The 18,066-nt window shown below is 65.5% G+C and carries 16 protein-coding genes; 12 read left to right on the plus strand and 4 right to left on the minus strand.

Features of this window, described 5'->3' with window-relative positions; all coding sequences use genetic code 11:
* The 4 genes from QQL87_RS32495 to QQL87_RS32510 form a co-directional block, all read left to right on the plus strand.
* Window positions 1-389: chemotaxis protein CheW (locus QQL87_RS32495; RefSeq protein WP_284422356.1), on the plus strand; the 389-nt coding region annotated here is incomplete at its 5' end.
* Between the two features lie 29 nt (window positions 390-418).
* A complete protein-coding gene (locus QQL87_RS32500) occupies window positions 419-808 on the plus strand; it encodes a response regulator (protein ID WP_284422362.1) in 390 nt (129 codons plus the stop codon).
* Between the two features lie 29 nt (window positions 809-837).
* The gene (locus tag QQL87_RS32505) at window positions 838-1,707 is read left to right on the plus strand and encodes a CheR family methyltransferase (protein ID WP_284422363.1); all 870 of its coding nucleotides are present in this window, start codon (window positions 838-840) and stop codon (window positions 1,705-1,707) included.
* Window positions 1,708-1,741: 34 nt separating this feature from the next.
* Window positions 1,742-2,065, plus strand: coding sequence for a PilZ domain-containing protein (locus QQL87_RS32510; protein WP_284422364.1), 324 nt, complete (start codon window positions 1,742-1,744; stop codon window positions 2,063-2,065).
* Here QQL87_RS32510 and QQL87_RS32515 read toward each other — a convergent pair.
* Window positions 2,062-2,397 (minus strand): hypothetical protein, encoded by a 336-nt coding sequence (locus QQL87_RS32515; RefSeq protein ID WP_284422452.1) that lies wholly within the window; start codon window positions 2,395-2,397, stop codon window positions 2,062-2,064. The two genes, QQL87_RS32510 and QQL87_RS32515, sit on opposite strands and share 4 nt — an antisense overlap.
* Between QQL87_RS32515 and QQL87_RS32520 the strand changes: the two genes are divergently transcribed.
* Window positions 2,299-2,763: a response regulator gene (locus tag QQL87_RS32520; RefSeq protein ID WP_284422444.1), complete on the plus strand. Its 465-nt coding sequence runs from the start codon at window positions 2,299-2,301 to the stop codon at window positions 2,761-2,763. The genes QQL87_RS32515 and QQL87_RS32520 overlap by 99 nt on opposite strands.
* A gap of 461 nt (window positions 2,764-3,224) precedes the next feature.
* The gene (locus QQL87_RS32525; RefSeq protein ID WP_006612093.1) at window positions 3,225-3,860 is read left to right on the plus strand and encodes a response regulator transcription factor; all 636 of its coding nucleotides are present in this window, start codon (window positions 3,225-3,227) and stop codon (window positions 3,858-3,860) included.
* Between the two features lie 71 nt (window positions 3,861-3,931).
* On the opposite strand, the gene QQL87_RS32530 is transcribed toward QQL87_RS32525, so the two are convergent.
* Both QQL87_RS32530 and QQL87_RS32535 read right to left on the minus strand, forming a co-directional pair.
* The gene (locus QQL87_RS32530) at window positions 3,932-7,543 is read right to left on the minus strand and encodes a PAS domain S-box protein (RefSeq protein ID WP_284422368.1); all 3,612 of its coding nucleotides are present in this window, start codon (window positions 7,541-7,543) and stop codon (window positions 3,932-3,934) included.
* The gene (locus QQL87_RS32535; RefSeq protein WP_284422369.1) at window positions 7,524-7,958 is read right to left on the minus strand and encodes a response regulator; all 435 of its coding nucleotides are present in this window, start codon (window positions 7,956-7,958) and stop codon (window positions 7,524-7,526) included. The genes QQL87_RS32530 and QQL87_RS32535 overlap by 20 nt, the downstream gene beginning before the upstream one ends.
* Before the next feature lie 391 nt (window positions 7,959-8,349).
* Here QQL87_RS32535 and QQL87_RS32540 point away from each other — a divergent pair, with 391 nt between their 5' ends.
* Both QQL87_RS32540 and QQL87_RS32545 read left to right on the plus strand, forming a co-directional pair.
* A complete protein-coding gene (locus tag QQL87_RS32540) occupies window positions 8,350-10,437 on the plus strand; it encodes a methyl-accepting chemotaxis protein (protein WP_284422370.1) in 2,088 nt (695 codons plus the stop codon).
* A gap of 52 nt (window positions 10,438-10,489) precedes the next feature.
* Window positions 10,490-12,691 (plus strand): HAMP domain-containing methyl-accepting chemotaxis protein, encoded by a 2,202-nt coding sequence (locus QQL87_RS32545; protein ID WP_284422371.1) that lies wholly within the window; start codon window positions 10,490-10,492, stop codon window positions 12,689-12,691.
* Window positions 12,692-12,726: 35 nt separating this feature from the next.
* Here the strand turns inward: QQL87_RS32545 and QQL87_RS32550 are convergent, their stop codons facing one another.
* Entirely contained in the window at window positions 12,727-13,437 is a 711-nt protein-coding gene (locus tag QQL87_RS32550; RefSeq protein WP_284422372.1) for a GntR family transcriptional regulator, read from the minus strand.
* Between the two features lie 125 nt (window positions 13,438-13,562).
* Between QQL87_RS32550 and QQL87_RS32555 the strand changes: the two genes are divergently transcribed.
* From QQL87_RS32555 to araD, 4 genes are read left to right on the plus strand one after another with little or no spacing between them, the layout of a single operon-like run.
* Window positions 13,563-14,594 (plus strand): ABC transporter substrate-binding protein, encoded by a 1,032-nt coding sequence (locus QQL87_RS32555; RefSeq protein WP_284422374.1) that lies wholly within the window; start codon window positions 13,563-13,565, stop codon window positions 14,592-14,594.
* A complete protein-coding gene (locus QQL87_RS32560; protein ID WP_284422376.1) occupies window positions 14,594-15,358 on the plus strand; it encodes an ABC transporter ATP-binding protein in 765 nt (254 codons plus the stop codon). The genes QQL87_RS32555 and QQL87_RS32560 overlap by 1 nt, the downstream gene beginning before the upstream one ends.
* Before the next feature lie 27 nt (window positions 15,359-15,385).
* On the plus strand, window positions 15,386-16,246 hold the full coding sequence (locus QQL87_RS32565) for an ABC transporter permease (protein ID WP_284422377.1): 861 nt from the start codon (window positions 15,386-15,388) through the stop codon (window positions 16,244-16,246).
* A complete protein-coding gene (gene araD, locus QQL87_RS32570; protein WP_284422378.1) occupies window positions 16,243-17,979 on the plus strand; it encodes an L-arabinonate dehydratase in 1,737 nt (578 codons plus the stop codon). The genes QQL87_RS32565 and araD overlap by 4 nt, the downstream gene beginning before the upstream one ends.
* The last annotated feature ends 87 nt before the right edge of the window (window positions 17,980-18,066 follow it).

Below are 18,066 nucleotides of genomic sequence, written 5' to 3' on the forward strand. Positions count from 1 at the left end.
TCTCGCGGGTGCAGGACGTGTTCATGCCGGAGCGGGTGACGCGGGTGCCGCTGTCGTCCAGCGAGATCGCCGGCGTGTTGAACCTGCGTGGCCGCATCGTCACCGTGGTCGACATGCGCGCGCGGCTCGGCCTCGAGCGGCTCGGCGAGACGAAGCCGCCGATGGCGGTCGGCGTCGATCTGCGCGGCGAGTCCTATGGCCTGCTGATCGACCAGATCGGCGAAGTGCTGCGGCTGCCCGAGGCGAGCCGGGAGGAAAACCCCGTCAACCTCGATCCGCGCATGGCGAAATTTGCGGGCGGCGTGCACCGCCTCGATGGCCAGCTGATGGTCGTCCTCGATGTCGATCGCGTGCTTGAGATCCTGCCGAAAGCAGCAATTGCCGCGTAGCCTGTCAACCATCCCATAGGGGAACGAACATGAAGAGCTGTCTGGTCGTGGATGATTCCAGCGTGGTGCGCAAGATCGCGCGCCGCATCCTTGAGGAATTGGGTTTCTCGGTGGTCGAGGCCGAAGATGGCGAGCGCGCCCTGGAGCTCTGCACCAAGAGCCTGCCGGACGCCATTCTGCTCGACTGGAACATGCCAGTCATGGACGGCTACGACTTCCTCGGACGGCTTCGCCGCCTGCCGGGCGGCGAGGGGCCGAAAGTGGTGTTCTGCACCACCGAGAATGACATCGATCATATCTCGCGCGCGCTGAACGCCGGCGCCAACGAATACATCATGAAGCCGTTCGACAAAGAAATTGTCGCCGCCAAATTCCAGGAAGTCGGTCTCATCCAGGCATTGTCAGCCGAATCCGCCTGATCCCTTCGTCTGCCCAGAAGAGGCCGTCCGTGAACCAGCCAGATTACGAATTTCTGCGCAAGCTGCTTCGAGACAAATCAGGTCTCGATCTGTCTGCCGACAAACAATATCTGATCGAGAGCCGCCTGCTTCCGCTTGCGCGCAAGGCCGGTCTCGCCAGCATCAGCGATCTCGTCCAGAAGCTGAGGGACGGGTCGAGCACGCTCGTCAGCCAGGTCGTCGAGGCGATGACGACGAACGAGACCTTCTTCTTCCGCGACAAGGTTCCGTTCGATCATTTCCGCGAAATGATCATGCCGGAGCTCCTGAAGGCGCGCGCCAACCGCAGGTCGATCCGCATCTGGTGCGCGGCCTGCTCGACCGGGCAGGAGCCGTATTCGCTGGCGATGTCGCTCAAGGAGATGAGCGCTGCGCTCGCCGGATGGCGGGTCGAGATCATTGCCACCGACCTGTCGCAGGAGGTGCTGGAGAAATCCAAGGCGGGTCTCTACAGCCAGTTCGAGGTGCAACGCGGCCTGCCGATCCAGCTTCTGGTCAAATATTTCAAGCAGGCCGGCGAGCTCTGGCAGATCAACTCCGACGTTCGTGGCATGGTCCAGCATCGCCAGCTCAACCTGCTGCATGACTTCTCGCAGCTCGGCACCTTCGACGTCGTCTTCTGCCGCAACGTGCTGATCTATTTCGATCAGGACACGAAGATCAACATCTTCGGCCGCATCGCCAAGCTGATGGAGCCGGACGGCTTCCTGGTTCTCGGTGCAGCGGAAACGGTGGTCGGCCTCACCGACGTGTTCAAGCCGCTGGCAGACCGGCGCGGCCTGTACCGTCCGAGCGGCATCGTCTCGACGGCCAAGGCGCCGCTTCCGGGTGCGTCCAGGGTCGCGGCTGCCGGCAACTAGATGAGCCGCCACGGCGCGGGAGCAGGACACGAGGATGTCTGAAGAGAACAAAGGTACGGAGCGCGTCACCTTCAGTCGAGGCTACGATGTCTGCATCATGGGCATCGACGGGACCTGGCGGCGGGATTGCCAGCTCAACGCCATCTCCGACAACGACGCGGTGCTGACCCTTGAGGGATCCATCCAGGGATTGAACCTCAAGGAGTTCTTTCTGCTGCTGTCCTCGACGGGGCTGGCCTACCGGCGCTGCGAACTGGTCAGGGTCAATGGCTCGGAGATGGACATCCAGTTCATCAAGGGGAAGAACAAGAAGAAGCGCGGCAGCGCGTCCTCCAATCAGGACGCGACTGTCGGCTAAGTGCCGTGCTTGTGATCCGGCGGCGGGTCGGTTGCCAGTGCGCCGAGGTCGGCGCGTGCAGTGGAAAGCAGCTCGATCTCCTGCGCAAGTCCTAAGCGACGTAGCCGTTTTTCGGAGAGCCGCTTTACGTCGCTGCAGGATGAGATCTGTATGACAATGAAGTCAGTCAACTTTGCCAGGAACGACCAATGTCGGTCATGAGTTCGGAACGCGCCCCCAGCCGGCCGGAAGCTGTGGAGGAAGACGATCGGCGTGCGCTGCAGCTTCTGGTCGTTGACGATGATGCGGCGCAGAGGACGCTGATTTCGCTGGCGGCCAAGCAGGCTGGCCATGCGGTGACGGTCGTCGCCACCTGCAATGATGCGATCCGCGAGGTGCGCAACAAGCGCTTCGATTGCGTGACGCTCGATCTCATGCTCGAGGACGGTGACGGCACCGAGGTCCTCAAGGCGATTGCCGACAGCCGATTCGCCGGGTCGGTGATCGTGATCAGCGGCATGGATGCGGCGAGGCGAATCGCGGCCCGGCTCTATGCCCGCTCGCTCGGAATCGATCTGCAGAGTCTGCCCAAGCCGGTCGACCTGGCCGCGCTGCGCATCTACCTCGCCAATCTCGGCAAGACCGCGCTCGGCCTTCCTGTGGTCCACACCTGGGGTGGCGTCGCAGCCGATGGTGTTGCCGCGAAGCATCGGTCCTGAGGGCGGAGCCGGCTGAATTCGGGGCGGCTGTCCGCGCCGATGCGGTTCAATCGTATGCAACTCGCCGATCTTCCTCCCTCATGATCAAAACAAGGGCAACGCAGGCCGCCGTCCTGGCGTCTTGTGGCGAATGCCGTGCAGAAATCGGTCGCTCATGCGTCTCGTCGCAACGAGGTTATTTCGCGCGGCGGAGACTGATGGCGCGGGGGCCGCGATTGTTTGACGTCCCTCATGATCACATCGGCGGCGATGTGTTTTGCAAGGCAGCATACGATCCACAACGACTGCCTTGAGATCGTGGTCAGATCGTGGTCTCGTGGTGGCAATCGCGCGATCCGCAGCTACTACTTGTGGGTTCGAGGCATAAGCCGTACAAATACGGGTGCCCAAAAGGCCTGACGAGTATGGTATCATAAGACGCGCTGTCATTGTTTCTTCTCTGTTTGCAAGAGCAATCGCCCATGGCCGAACAAACAACTTCCCGCGGTGAGATTTTTGTCGTCGATGACGACCCTGCCGTGCGCGATACCCTTTCGATGGTCTTGTCGGCGGGGGGATATGAGGTGATCTGCTTTGCAGATGGCGCCGCACTTCTGGCGGTGGCCCGAAGCCGCACACCATCCTGCATCCTGCTCGACGTGCACATCCCGGGAAAGTCGGGGCTCGACATTCTCAGGGAACTTCACGGCGAGGACTATCCGGCGCCGATCTTCATGATCTCGGGCCAGGGCGATATCCCGATGGCGGTCAACGCCATCAAGAACGGCGCGCTCGACTTCATCGAGAAGCCGTTTCGCGGCAGTGAGATCGTGGCGCGACTGAACGAGGCGATCGGTGCGTTCGCGCGCCGCCAGAAAGAGAACGCCTCGCCGAAGATCGGATCCCTCCATTTCCCCGGCCGCGAGCCGCTGACACGGCGCGAACGCGAGGTCCTCGAACAGTTCACGGCGGGCGCCTCCAACAAGGAGGCTGGACGCACGCTCGGCATCAGCCCGCGCACGATCGAGGATCATCGCGCCAACATCATGAAGAAGCTCGGCGCGCGCAATGCGGCTGATCTGATTCGCATCGTGATGACGGCGTCGCGCGCCAATTGAGCCGGTCCGCCGCGCGGCCATCGGGCAGCCCTTGGTCGTCGCCGCCGCGCCGGCTCGACGCAGCAGGGGCGTTACGCTTCGTTGGCTGAGAGCGCCTTGCGGATCATCTTGGCCAATTCGGATTTGCGATATGGCTTCGGCAGCAGCAGGATCCCTTCGTCCAGCCGGCCGTGATGCACGATCGCGTTTTCGGTGTAGCCGGAGGTGAACAGCACCCGCTGGTCCGGACGAATCCGCTGGATCTCGGACGCGAGCTGGCGCCCGTTCATCGTGCCCGGCATGATGATGTCGGTGAACAGCAGATCGAACGGCTCGCCGGCATTGATGATCGCGAGCGCCTCGGCCGCATTGGCCGCTTCGAGCGTCGCGTAGCCCAGCGCATGGAGCTGGGCGAGAACATAACCGCGCACCAGCCGATCGTCCTCCACCACCAGGATCGTCTCATGGCCGCCCTCGATGGCAGGCGCGGTCCCCGATGACGGCGCGACCGCGCCTTCGCTGCCCGGCGGCAGATACATGCGGATCGTGGTTCCGTGTCCTTCCTCGCTGTAGATCCTGATGTGCCCCGCCGACTGCTTCACGAAGCCATAGACCATCGAGAGGCCCAGGCCCGTGCCCTTGCCTGGCCCTTTCGAGGTGAAAAAGGGGTTGAAGACCTTGTCGATGATGCCGGCCGGAATGCCGCTGCCGCTGTCGCTGACCGCGATCATCGCATAGCGGCCCGGCCTGACGTCGTCGTAGAGGCTCGCATAGTTCTCGTCGAGGTCGGCCCAGCCGGTCTCCAGGATCAGCTTGCCGCCATTCGGCATCGCGTCGCGGGCGTTGAGCGCGAGATTGATGATGGCGGTGGCGAGCTGGTTGGGATCGACATGCGCGACGCAGGTTTCGTCCTGGAACACGGATTCGATCTCGACCTGCTCGCCGAGGGTGGGCCGCAGCAGCTTGGCCGTATCGATCATCAGCGTGTTGACGTCGACCTCGCGCGGCTGCAGCGGCTGCCGGCGCGCAAAGGCGAGCAGATGCTGCGTGAGATCGGCGCCGCGCGCTGCGGCCTCGTCGATCATCCGCGTGATCGCGGCCAGCTGCGGCTCCTTGGCAACGGCCGCCGCGAGAATCTCGATCGTGCCGGTGATCACGGTGAGGATGTTGTTGAAGTCATGGGCGATGCCGCCGGTGAGCTGGCCGATCGCCTCCATCTTCTCGGACTGACGGATCCGCTCCTCGGTTGCGATCTTGTCGGTCAGGTCGCGGAAGAAGCCGTTCAGCACGAAGCCGTTGCGGGTCTTCAGCGCGGTGACGCTCAGCTCGGCCCTGAATTCGCGGCCGTCGCGCCGCCTCACCATCACCTCGCGCCGCCGTCCGGCGCCGAGCGCGGAAGGCTGGCCGGTCATCACGATGCGGCCGAGCGCCGAACGCAGCTCCTCGCCCTCGCCGGCGACCGTGATGACGTCGAACACGTCCTTGCCGAGGATCTCCGCGCGCGACCAGCCGAAGATCCTCTCGGCCTGCGAATTCCAGTTGAGGATGGCGCCCTTGTCGTCGATCTGCACGAAGGCATCGAGCGCGGTCTCGACGATATTGCGGGCGAGCTGCTCGCTCTCGCGCAGGGTTTCCTGCGCCAGCCGGCTCTCCGTCATGTCGCGGCCGATGAAGAAGTGGCGCTGGACCGGCTCCGACCAGTTCGAGGTCCAGGACAGCGTCACCACGCGGCCATCCTTGTGGATGTAGCGCGCATCGGACGTCCGCGCCCGCAGGCCGTTGCGGGAGGCGCGCAGCTCTTCGCGGGCCTTGGCCAGATCGTCGGGATGGATGAAGTCGGCGCCGCTGCGCCCGATCATTTCGGCCGGGCTGTAGCCGAGTGTCGCCTCCACGCTGGGCGAGACCTGAACCAGGATGCCGTGACGGTCGGTGATCAGGATCAGGTCCTGCGAAGTCTCGAAGATGCGTCGCCGTTCTTCGGTCTGCTGACGCAGCGCCTGCTCGGTCCTGCGGCTCTCGGTGATGTCGCGCGCGATCTTCGATGCGCCGATGATCTGTCCGGTCGGTGAATTGATCGGCGAGACGCTGAGCGAGACGAGGATGTGCTCGCCATCCTTGCGAATGCGGACCGTCTCGAACGCCTGGATCCGCTCGCCGCGCGCGACGCGCAGCAGAATGTCCTGTGCTTCGCCCATTCGGTCGGGTGGCACCAGGAAGTCCGCCCGACGGCCCACGGCCTCCTCGGCGGAGTAGCCCAGCATGGTTTCCGCGGCCGGATTCCAGCCCGTGATGGAGCCGTCGAGCGCGAGCGTGACGATGGCGTCGTTCGATGATTCGACGGCGGCGCTGTACAGGCGTTCGCGCGCGGCGAAATGGTCGCGCGCCGCTTCGGTCAGGTAGTGCTCCTGGACCTCGCGTTCCAGCTCGGCCGTCTTGTTGCGGACCTCGTCCAGCACGCGGGCAAAGGCACGCGCCAGCACGCCGGTCTCGCCGACGGCTTCGAGCGGAATCTTCACCGTCTCGCCGCGGCCGACGCTCTCGACCGCCTGCGTCAGCTGGTTGATCGGACGCGTCAGCGATCTCGCGACCACGAAAGCCAGGGCGGCCGCGCACAGCATTGCGATCAGGCCGACCTCGATCGCCGTCTTGCGGATGGCGAGGGCCGGGGCCATGAACGCCGTGTTCGGGATCGTCTCGATCACCGCGACCCATTCCTGCGCGGCGAGCAGCGTCGGTGCGAAGGCGACGCCGCCGGGGCGATCGGCCTCGTCGTGGAGAATGCGCGCAAAGCCTTCCGTGCTGCCGGTGGCGCTGGCGAGCGTCGGGAAATCATCCTGCCAGCGCGCCGATTGGCCGCGTTTCGAGGCGAACTCGCGCTCGGATTCCGGATGGAAGAGATAGTCGCCGCGCGCATTGACGACGTAGAGCTGCGCGCCCGGCCGGGCGGCGTTGCGCAGATGCGCGAATATCGGGCGCATGTCGAGATCGACCATCAGGATGGCGAACGGCTTGCCGTCCGGCGCAAAGACGGGCGTGCCGACGCAGAGCATCGGAACCCCGGTCTTGGGGTCGGTGGTGTTGCCATCGAGGATGATCGGCGAGATCCGGATGCCGCCGGGCGGCAGGCTCAGCGTCTGCTTGATGTAGGGGCGTTCGCCGCGCGTGATCAGCTCGTTCTCGGGGACGATCCGGACGGTGTCGCCCGGGCCGAGACGGTCGACCCGCACCAGCTCGCGATAATTGTTCTCGATCCCGACCAGACGGATCATCGCGTAGGTCGGCTTGGCCTGCAGCTCGGCGAAATAGCGCATCGCCACCCGCTCGCGCCACGACTGCGCCGACAAGCCCTCGCGCGGATCGGGGGCTCCCGTCATCAGCGTGCGCATCAGCGTCGCGAGGTTCGGCGAGGCGCGATAGCCGTTGATGTCGTTGCGGGCGCCGCCGACGTAGTTTTCGAGCTCGGTCGCCATCAGGCGGGAATGCGACTCGATGCGGTCCAATGCGCGCGGCAGCAGCGCCCGTTCCAGGCTGCGATAGCCGAGCCAGCCGACGGCGAACACGGCGATCGCGACCAGCAGGATCATCGCGATCGCCAGTCGCGTCGTCAGCGATCCGCGGCGGCCGAGACTGCGGGGCTCGCTTGCGCCGTCGGGGCCGCTCAGCGAAGGCTGGCCGGCTCTGCTGTCAGGAGTTCGGAATAGCATCGTGGCCTGGCCGTGGTCGATCAGCCTGCTTGCCTGCCGACGCCAGGCAATCGGAAACCATCGTCAGGAGGGCGCCCGGTTTGAACGGCTTGGGCAACGCGGAAACCGCTCCCAGCTTGGTGGCCATGGTAAGATAGTCGGGTTCCGAAATCGAGCTGGGGGTCTCCGGTCGTCCCGAGGTCATCAGGATCGGAAGGTCGGGTGCGCGCCGCAGGATCAGGCGCAACGCCTCCAGCCCGTCCATGCCCGGCATGAAGATGTCGAGGATCACCAGATCGAAGCTCTCGTGATCGAAACGGGCAAGCGCCTTCTGGCCGTCGCCCGCCGTCGCCACCACATGACCTGCCTGCTCGAGCACGCGCTGAATGGTCAGCTGCATGACAGGATCGTCGTCCACGACCAGTATCTTCGCCACGCTCTACGCCTCCCGAATGGCTGGCAGCAAGACCAACGGTCAGTTGTAAAGGTTTTGCCTAATTTGCGGCGCGCCGCAAGCACCTCACGGCTCAAGTCACATGTGCGATCGCAGAGCTCGGGCCATGTGCGTTGCCCAGACGGCGGAAAACCGAGATTTCGGCTCCGCGTCTGCGATGAATCGAGCGCCGTTGCTTCAATCGAGATCGCTGCCTTTGTTTAAGGCACTCGCGCCGTAGTTGTACGGGCGGAACCCTTCACATTCGCTTAATCCGATCAATGGAAAAGTTACCATGGTTCCCGCTTTGATTGTGTCGCTCCGTTGCGCTCAAGCGCACAACCTTTGAGCACATTCTCGATGATTTGCGATTTTTGGATGGGGTGATTCCGTGGTGGGCAATTTCAAGATTGGCGTCCGTCTGTGGTTTGGTTTCGGCGTCCTCGTTGCGATCGGCCTTGCAACCGCGGCCTTCGGCTATTGGCAGCTCGACAGCATTTCCAAGAAGGTCCTGCGGATGGCGGATCAGTCGCAGAACGCGATCGGGGTGGTGAAGATCTCAGCCGATCTCCACGCCTCATCGCGGGCCATGCTCCGTTACCAGAGCGATCGTGACCCGGCCTCCTATGCCGAGGCCGAGGCCCGGCTGGCGAGCGCCGCCGCGACGCTCCAGGCGACGATCCGTCGTACGGTGTCGCAAGAGCGCCTGGCGGCATATCGCCTGCTGCAGCCGGAGATTGCGTCCCTGAACGACAAGCGTCTCGCGCTGGGAAGCGTGTTGCAGGCCTATTTTGCCGGCCGCGACGCATTGTTTGCCGACGGCGATCGTCTCGCGGCTGATCTGCACAGGCTGGCCGAGGCCGCCCAGGGGACGGTTCATGCTCAAGCCATGGCTGCGCTCGAGCTCAGCATCAACATGGCCCGGATCTCAGTCTGGCGTCACCTTGCCACATACGACATCAAGCCGCGCGAGGCCTTCATGGCCGAGCACGGGCGGCTCAAGGGGCTGATCGCCGGGCTCGAAAAGGAGGACCTCGGCGCGCTCGCTCCGATGCTCGCGGCGGTCAAGGCCGACCTGGCGGTCTATGCCGGAAGCTTCGAGAGCGCCTCCGGCAATCTGCTGCGCGGCAACGACATCTATGCGAGCGAAATCGTGCCGCTGACGACGTCGGCGATCGACCGGATCGAGAAGGTGGAGAGCGGCATCCGGTCGAACTATGTCGCCACGGTCGCGGAGACCGGCGGCCTGATCGACGGGGCGTCGCAGGTGCAACTCACGACGGCGCTCGTCGCCGCGCTGCTCGGGCTTGCCAGCGCCGTCCTGATGACACGCAGCATCACCCGGCCGATCCGGATCCTGTTGGACGAATCCGGGCGGCTGTCGGCCGGCGACACCTCGGTCGAATTCCTCGGCGCGCAGCGCCGTGACGAGGTTGGCCAGCTCGCCGGCGCGGTGGCGAAATTCCGCGACAACGTGCTTGCGCAGCAGCAGGCGGCGCAAGGCGTGGCCGAAGCCGCCGAGCAACGTGATGCCGTCAACCGGAACATGGAGCAGGCGGTCGAGGAGTTTCGGCGCGCGGCCGAAGGGCTGCTCGGCGAGTTCGGCAAGAATGCCGTCACCATGAAGCAGACCGCCAGCTCGCTGACCAGCATCGCGGCGCAGGCGACGCAACAGGCCGAGGCGGCGGCCAATGCCTCGGACCGGACCGCGTCGAACGTCCAGACGGTGGCGGCCGCGGCCGAACAGCTTGCCGGGTCGATCCAGGAGATCGGGCGCCAGATCGAACGTTCGAACGCCACGGTGCGTTCGGCCAACACCACGACGGCGCGGTCCGAAAGCGAAATCGAGGGCCTCGCCCAGGCGGCCCAGAGCATCTCCTCCGTGATCGACCTGATCCAGGCGATCGCGGCCCAGACCAACCTGCTGGCGCTCAACGCGACCATCGAGGCGGCACGCGCCGGCGAGGCCGGCCGTGGCTTCGCCGTCGTCGCGCAGGAGGTCAAGTCTCTGGCCGAGCAGACCGCAAAGGCGACACAGGAGATCGCGCAGCACGTCCAGGGCATCCAGACCTCGACCGGCAATGCCGTGGCATCGGTCAAGCAGGTCGGGGTGGCGATGCGGGAGATCGACGAGGTCACCGGGGCGATCGCCAGCGCAGTCGAGCAACAGGGCGCCGCAACCCGCGAGATTTCACAGAACGTGCAGATGGCCGCGTCCGGCTCGCACACCCTCGCCGACAGCATCACCACCGTGAGCGAGGCCATTCGCCAGACCAACCGGTCGGCCGACCAGGTCTCGACGTCCTCAGCCCAAGTGTCGCAGGCGGCCGAGCGGCTGGCGGAGGAGGTCCGCAGCTTCTTCGTGAAGCTGCGCACCGGACCGCTCGATCGCCGCAAAGGAGACGGCGCTGGCTACAAGGGGCCGGAGCGCCGGCAGAACTACATCGCCGGTGCGGCCGGGAGAATGAAGAGCGTTGCGTGAGTTGGCCGGCCCGGCAACGGACGCCGGCGGCCTGGAAGTGTTGGGGGATTGAATGTTGGGCTTCGTTTCGAACGTGAAGATCCAGAACCGGCTGCTCGCCGGATTTGGTCTGATTTGCCTGTTGCTCGCCTGTGGCGTGGGCTATTCGGTCTACGCGGTGTCCGACGTATCGCAGCGCTTCCGCAAGATCGTCGAGCTGAGATCGCCGATTGCGATCGGCAGCACGCAGCTGGTCGGCAGTCTGCACGCCACGCTCGCGGCCCTGCGCGGCTATCTGATCACGGGCGATCCCGACATGAAGCAGCGGCGGGCGGCGATGTGGACGGAGTTCGAGAGATCGATCCAGGACTTCGACCGGCTGGCGAGCCAGCTCAAGGTTCCAACGAACCGCGCCTTGTGGGCCGAGGCCAAGCCGCTGCTCGCGGAGTTCAGGGCGGCCCAGGACAAGGCCGAGGCGGTGGCGTTCACCGCAGATGCCTATCCGGCGAACAAGCTGCTGGCCGCCGAGGCCTCGCCGCTGATCGCGACCATGTTCGCCGACGTCACCAGGATGATCGACGAGGAGAACACGCTGGACGCGACGCCTGAGCGCAAGCGCCTGTTGAAGACGATGGCCGATGTCCGCGGCAATCTCGCCGCGGCAGGCTCGCAGCTCAGGCTCTACGTCGCCTCTGGTGACCCATCGGACCGCGACAAGTTCGCGGCCCCTTATACGAACTACAAGAATGCGGTCGCGATCATCGCGTCCCAGGCCGGCCTGCTCACGCCGTCGCAGAAGGCTGCGTTCGACAAGATCGCCAAGGCGAGCGAAGCGCTTGCGCCGCTGCCGGACAAGATCTTTGCGCTCCGGGCGTCGCCGCAATGGAATGCGGCGGTGTTCCTGCTGGCAACCGAGGCGGCGCCGCGGGCCAACAGGCTGCTCGAGATTCTGGACGGCAAGAAGCGGGCGGACGGAACGTTCGGCGACGGTATGAAGACGAACCAGCAGGATGTGCTGGTGACGGACTCGGCCGATGTCGCGAGACTGATCGAGCAGCTCCTGCTGGCTGAGTGGGCGCTGCTCTGTGTGGGAGTCGTGCTCGGCGTGGCCATCGCGATTTTTGTGGCGCGCTCGATCACGAAGCCGATCAGGGCTCTGGTTGCCGATTCGAAGCTGCTGTCGGACGGCGATACCACGGTCGCATTCGAGACGGCCGCGCGCGCCGACGAGATCGGCGATGTGTCGAAGGCGGTGGCCATGTTCCGCGACAACGTGATTGCGCAGCAGCAGGCGTCGTCGAACTATGTGCGCGAAGCCGAGGCGCGCGAGGCCATGAATCTCAACATGGAGGCGGCGGTGGAGGCCTTCCGCGCTAAGTCGACGGAGCTGCTGAACGAGGTCGACGACAATGTCGGCGTCATGAGGAATACGGCCGAGGCCCTGACCGGCATTGCGAGCCACGCCACCGAGCAGGCCGCTTCCGCGGCCGGCGCCTCGGAGAGGACCGCGGTGAACGTGCAGACGGTGGCCGCTGCCGCCGAGCAGCTGACGGGCTCGATCGTCGAGATCGGCCGCCAGATCGAGTTGTCCAACTCCACCGTTCGCAACGCCAACGCGACCACGGCACGGTCGGAAGCCGAGATCGAGGGGCTCGCCCAGGCGGCGCAGAGCATCTCGACCGTGGTCGATCTGATCCAGGCGATCGCGTCGCAGACCAATCTTCTGGCGCTCAATGCCACCATCGAAGCGGCGCGCGCCGGCGAGGCCGGGCGTGGCTTCGCCGTCGTGGCGCAGGAGGTCAAATCGCTGGCCGAGCAGACCGCCAAGGCGACACAGGAGATCAGCCAGCACGTCCAGGGCATCCAGAGCTCGACCAGCAACGCCGTCGCCTCGGTGAAGGAGGTCTCGACGGCGATGCGCCAGATGGCCGATGTCACCACCGCCATCGCCAGCGCCGTGGAGCAGCAGGGCGCGGCGACGCGCGAGATCTCGCACAACGTCCAGATGGCGGCGTCGGGCAGCAAGACCCTCGCGTCCAACATCTCCACCGTGAGCGGTGCGATCGAGGAGACCAGCCAGTCGGCCGACAGCGTCCGCAATGCGTCCGGCAACGTTTCGCGCGCGGCTGAGAACCTTGCGGCGGAGGTGCAGGAGTTCTTCGTCCGGCTGCGCAACGGGCCGCTCGACCGTCGCGCCGAGGACGATCCGAACTACCAGGGCCCGGAGCGCCGGGCCAATCGAGGCTCAGGGCAGCGGCGCCGGCGGGCGGCGTGACCTCAGTCATCGGCCTGGCGGCCGACGCGGGACCGCTATCCGCTGAGATAGTCCGGCCACAGGCTGCGGATGGTGGCGAGGTCGCTGAGCGTGCCGGTCAGGTGCTCGCGCAGGTGAGCCTGCGCCTCGTCCGGCCGGCCTGCCGCGATCGCCTGGACGATCTGTGTGTGGTGGCGCAGGATGGTCTGCGCCTTGCCGGGCGACGGCAGATGCAGCCGCCGCAGCCGGTCGATATGGCCGCTGCGGCTGCGCACCAGCGTCCACAGCTCCCGCTTCCCGGCCGCGCTGTACAGCCGCTCGTGAAAGGCGTTGTCGACGACCGTGAATGACGCGAAGTCGCCGTCTTTGGCGAACCGCCGCTGTTGAGCGATCAACGCGTCCAGCTCGTCGACGGGGACCAAGGCGGGCTCCAGCGCCAGCAGGCGCACGATCTCGAGCTCCAGCGCCTGGCGCAGGAACTGCGCCTGCTGCGCCCTGCCGACGTCGATGCGGCTGACCAAGGTCGCATGCTGAGGGAAGATTTCGACCAGGCCCTCCTCGGCGAGCCGCATCAGCGCGTCCCGGATCGGCGTCGAGCTCAGGCCGAATTCGGCCTGCAGCGCGGGGCGCGACAGGGGTGCGCCCGGCGGCAGTGCCAGCCCGATGATCTGGTCGCGCAGCCGATCGAACACCTGCGGCGCCGCGCGCCGGCTCGGATCGAGCCGTTCGGGCGGCAGCACCGCAGGAGGCGTCGCAGGCAGGGCCATGAGGTCGGACGTCCCGGCTCGAATGTCGCAGGCGCAGGACAGCGCTTGTCAGAGATGCACTAATGCATTAGTGCATCTCTTCACCGGCCGTCAAGAAGGAGCCGGCGCGCGAGGAGGGATGTCCCATGTTCGAGAAGTTCGGGCGCTCGGCCACACGAGCCGCTGGCTTGCTGGCCGCCATGTTGATGTCGGCAGCCTGGAGCGCCGCGGCGCAGGCCCAGCAGAAGACCGAGGTGTCGCTGTCGCGGCAGCCAGGCATCTTCTACATGCCGAGCCACATCATCGAGAAGAACAAGCTGATCGAGAAGCATGCCACGGCGCTCGGCCTTGCTGGCGTCACCACCAAATGGCTGACCTTTTCCGGCGGCGGCGCGCAGACGGATGCCTTGCTGGCCGGCAGCGTCGACATTCTCAACACCGGCACCGGCAACCTGCTCTTGCTGTGGGACCGCACCCGCGGCGGGGTGAAAGGTATCGTCGCCACCTCGGCGCAGCCGATGACCCTGATCAGCCGTGACCCCAATATCAAGTCGATCAAGGATTTCGGCCCCAGCGACAAGATCGCGGTGCCGACCGTCAAGGTCTCGACCCAGGCCATCGTGCTGCAGATCGCCGCCGCTGAAGCGTTCGGCGCCGACCAATGGGCCAAGCTCGACGCCAACACCGTGCAACTCGGCCATCCCGACGCCTACACCGCGCTCTCCAATTCGCAGCATGAGGTGCGCAGCCACTTCTCGATCCCGCCCTACACGTTCCTCGAGATGAAGAACGTGCCGGGCGCGCATGTCGTGATGTATTCACCCGACGTGATGGGCGGGCCGCTGAGCCAGGCGCAGTTCTTCACCACGACGAAGTTCGCCGACGCCAATCCGAAGATCATCCAGGCGGTGCGCGAGGCCACCAAGGAAGCGCAGGATTTCATCCGCAGCGATACCAAGACGGCAGTCGAGATCTACAAGGAAATCACCGGCGACAAGACCTCGGTCGAGGATCTGCTCGCCTGGCTCAAGGAACCGGGCATGATGGAGTGGAATCTGGAGCCGCAGGGCACGATGAAGTTCGCCACGCATCTCGCCAGGATCGGCACCCTCAAGACTCAGCCGAAGGCCTGGACCGACTACTATCTGCCGGTCGCGCATGATCTGAAGGGCAACTGATGTCCGCGCTCCTCGATGTCAGCGACGTCACCCTGCGCTACAAGACCTCGAGCGCCGTGATCACCGCGACGGAGCGCGTCGGCTTCTCCGTCGACCGCTCCGACCGCTTCGTGCTGCTGGGGCCCTCGGGCTGCGGCAAGTCGACCCTGCTGAAGGCCGTCGGCGGCTACATCAAGCCGAGCGAAGGCCGCATGCGGATCAATGGCCGCGAGATCACCGGCCCGGGCGCGGACCGCATGATGATCTTCCAGGAGTTCGATCAGCTGCTGCCCTGGAAGACGGTGCTCGCCAACGTCATGTTCCCGCTGCTGACGGCGCGGCGCATGCCGCGCAGGGAAGCCGAGAGCCGTGCCCGCGCCTATATCGAGAAGGTCGGGCTGACGCGGGTCGTCGATGCCTATCCGCACACGCTGTCCGGCGGCATGAAGCAGCGCGTGGCGATTGCCCGGGGCATGGCGATGGAGCCGGACATTCTCTTGATGGACGAGCCGTTCGCGGCGCTCGATGCGCTGACGCGGCGGACCTGCCAGGACGAGCTGCTGCAGCTGTGGAACGACACCAAGTTCACCGTGCTGTTCGTGACGCATTCGATTGCGGAGGCCATCAAGATCGGCAACCGCATCCTGCTGCTGTCGCCGCACCCTGGCCGGGTCAAGGCCGAGGTCATCGACGTCGACAAGGTCTCGGCCGAGGACGGCAGCGCCGCCCGCCTGGAGAAGCAGATCCATGACCTCCTGTTCTCCGAACCCGCAACGGCACATTGAGGGCCGCTCCCATGACTGGAGTAGAGAATGGCTGACGCCAAGATCATCCTGCGCGACACGGCTGCGGCCAGCGCGTCCCCGGCCGAGGTCGAGCGCAAGCTCGGCGTGGTCGAGCTGTTGTGGAATGACGGCTTCGTGCGCAAGACCCTGATCATCGTCGTGCTCGCGGCGATCTGGCAGGCCTATGGCAGCTATCTCGACAACCCGCTGCTGTTCCCGACTTTCTCCGACACGATCGCCGCACTCTGGGAGAAGGTCCGCGACGGCACCATCCCCATGCGCGCCTGGACGTCGCTGAAGGTGCTGTTCATGGGCTATGCCGCCGGCATCGCGCTGGCGTCGATCCTGACCGTGCTCGCGATCTCGACGCGCATCGGCACTGATTTTCTCGAGACCGTCACCGCGATGTTCAACCCGCTGCCGGCGATCGCGCTGTTGCCGCTGGCGCTGATCTGGTTCGGGCTCGGCAGCGGCAGCCTTGTTTTCGTGCTGATCCATTCGGTGCTGTGGCCGGTCGCGCTCAACACCCATTCCGGCTTCAAGAGCGTGTCGAGCACGCTGCGGATGGTCGGCCGCAATTATGAGCTGAACGGCTTTTCCTATGTCATTCGCATCCTGATTCCGGCGGCGTTCGGCGCCATCCTCACCGGCCTCAAGATCGGCTGGGCGTTTGCGTGGCGCACGCTGATCGCCGCCGAGCTGGTGTTCGGCGTCTCCTCGGGGCAGGGCGGCCTCGGCTGGTTCATCTTCGAGAACCGCAACTTGCTGGAAATTCCTGCCGTGTTCGCCGGCCTGCTGACCGTGATTGTGATCGGTCTCGTGGTCGAGAACCTGATCTTCCGCACCATCGAGCGCAGGACCGTGCAGACCTGGGGGACCCAATCATGACCGAGCGCAAGCAACCCGATCAGCTGCGCAGCGCGCGCTGGTTCGCGCCCGACGATCTCCGCTCGTTCGGCCACCGCTCGCGCGTGATGCAGATGGGCTATGCCCAGGAGGAGTGGAAGGGCCGGCCGGTCATCGCCATCGTCAACACCTGGTCCGATGCGCAGCCCTGCCACATGCACTTCAAGCAGCGCGTCGACGACGTCAAGCGCGGCGTGCTGATGGCCGGCGGTTTCCCGATCGAGCTGCCGGCGCTGTCGCTGTCGGAGTCGCTCTTGAAGCCGACCACGATGCTCTACCGCAACATGCTGGCGATGGATGTCGAGGAGCTGCTGCGCGGCCATCCCGTCGACGGCGTCGCGCTGATGGGCGGCTGCGACAAGACCACGCCGGCGCTGCTGCTCGGCGCCACCAGCATGAACCTCCCGGCGATCTATCTCCCCGCAGGTCCGATGCTGCGCGGCAATTGGAAGGGCAAGACGCTCGGCTCGGGCTCGGACGCCTGGAAGTACTGGGATGAACGCCGCGCTGGAAAACTGTCGGATGCCGATTGGAACGCGATGGAGGCCGGTATCGCGCGCAGCCATGGCACCTGCATGACCATGGGCACGGCGTCGACCATGACGGCGATCGCCGAAGCGATCGGCATGACCTTGCCGGGCGCGTCGTCGATTCCCGCGGCGGATGCCGAGCACATCCGCATGAGCTCGGAATGCGGCCGCCGCATCGTCGAGATGGTGTGGGAGGATCTGACGCCGTCGAAGATCCAGACCCGTCAGGCGTTCGAGAACGCGATCGCGGTCGCCATGGCGATGGGCTGCTCGACCAATGCGATCATCCATGTGATCGCGCAGGCTCGTCGCGCTGGTGCCGATATCGGCCTCGACGATTTCGAGGCCGCCAGCCGCAAGGTGCCCGTGCTCGCCAATGTCCGGCCGAGCGGCGACGCCTACCTGATGGAGGACTTCTACTACGCCGGCGGACTGCCCGGCCTGATGAGCCGGATGAAAGAGCATCTCCATCTCGACTGCGTCACCGTCAACGGCCGCACGCTCGGCGACAACATCGCGGGCGCCGGCGTCTACAATGACGACGTCATCCGCCCGCAGTCGAACCCGATCTATCGCGAAGGCGCGCTCGCTGTGCTCAAGGGCAACCTCGCGCCCGGCGGCTGCGTCATCAAGCCCTCGGCCTGCGACCCGCGCTTCCTGAAGCATACCGGCCCGGCGCTGGTGTTCGACGACTATCCGTCGATGAAGAAGGCGATCGATGATCCCGATCTCGACGTGTCAGCCGATCACGTGCTGATCCTGCGCAATGCCGGACCGCAAGGCGGGCCGGGCATGCCGGAATGGGGCATGCTGCCGATCCCGACCAAGCTGGTGAAGCAGGGCGTGCGCGACATGGTGCGGCTGTCGGATGCACGCATGAGCGGCACCAGCTATGGCGCCTGCATCCTGCATGTCGCGCCGGAGGCCTATGTCGGCGGTCCGTTGGCGCTGGTGAAGAATGGCGACCTGATCACGCTGGACGTCGCCGCGCGCACGATCAATCTCGATGTCCCGGAGGACGAACTGGCGCGCCGCCGCGCCGCCTGGACGCCGCCAGCGCCGCGCTTCGAGCGCGGCTATGGCTGGATGTTCGCCCGCCACATCAAGCAGGCCAATGACGGCTGCGACTTCGACTTCCTGGAGACCGGCTTCGGCGCCGCCGTCGGGGAGCCTGTGATTTATTAGTTCATGGCGGCGAGAGGCAGCACTCTCGCCCTAACCGCGGTGCGCTCCCTCCCCCCTTGCGGGGGAGGGTCGGGGAGGGGGGTGCCC

It is taken from the genome of Bradyrhizobium sp. SSBR45G (assembly GCF_030159255.1).
Taxonomy (GTDB): Bacteria; Pseudomonadota; Alphaproteobacteria; order Rhizobiales; family Xanthobacteraceae; genus Bradyrhizobium.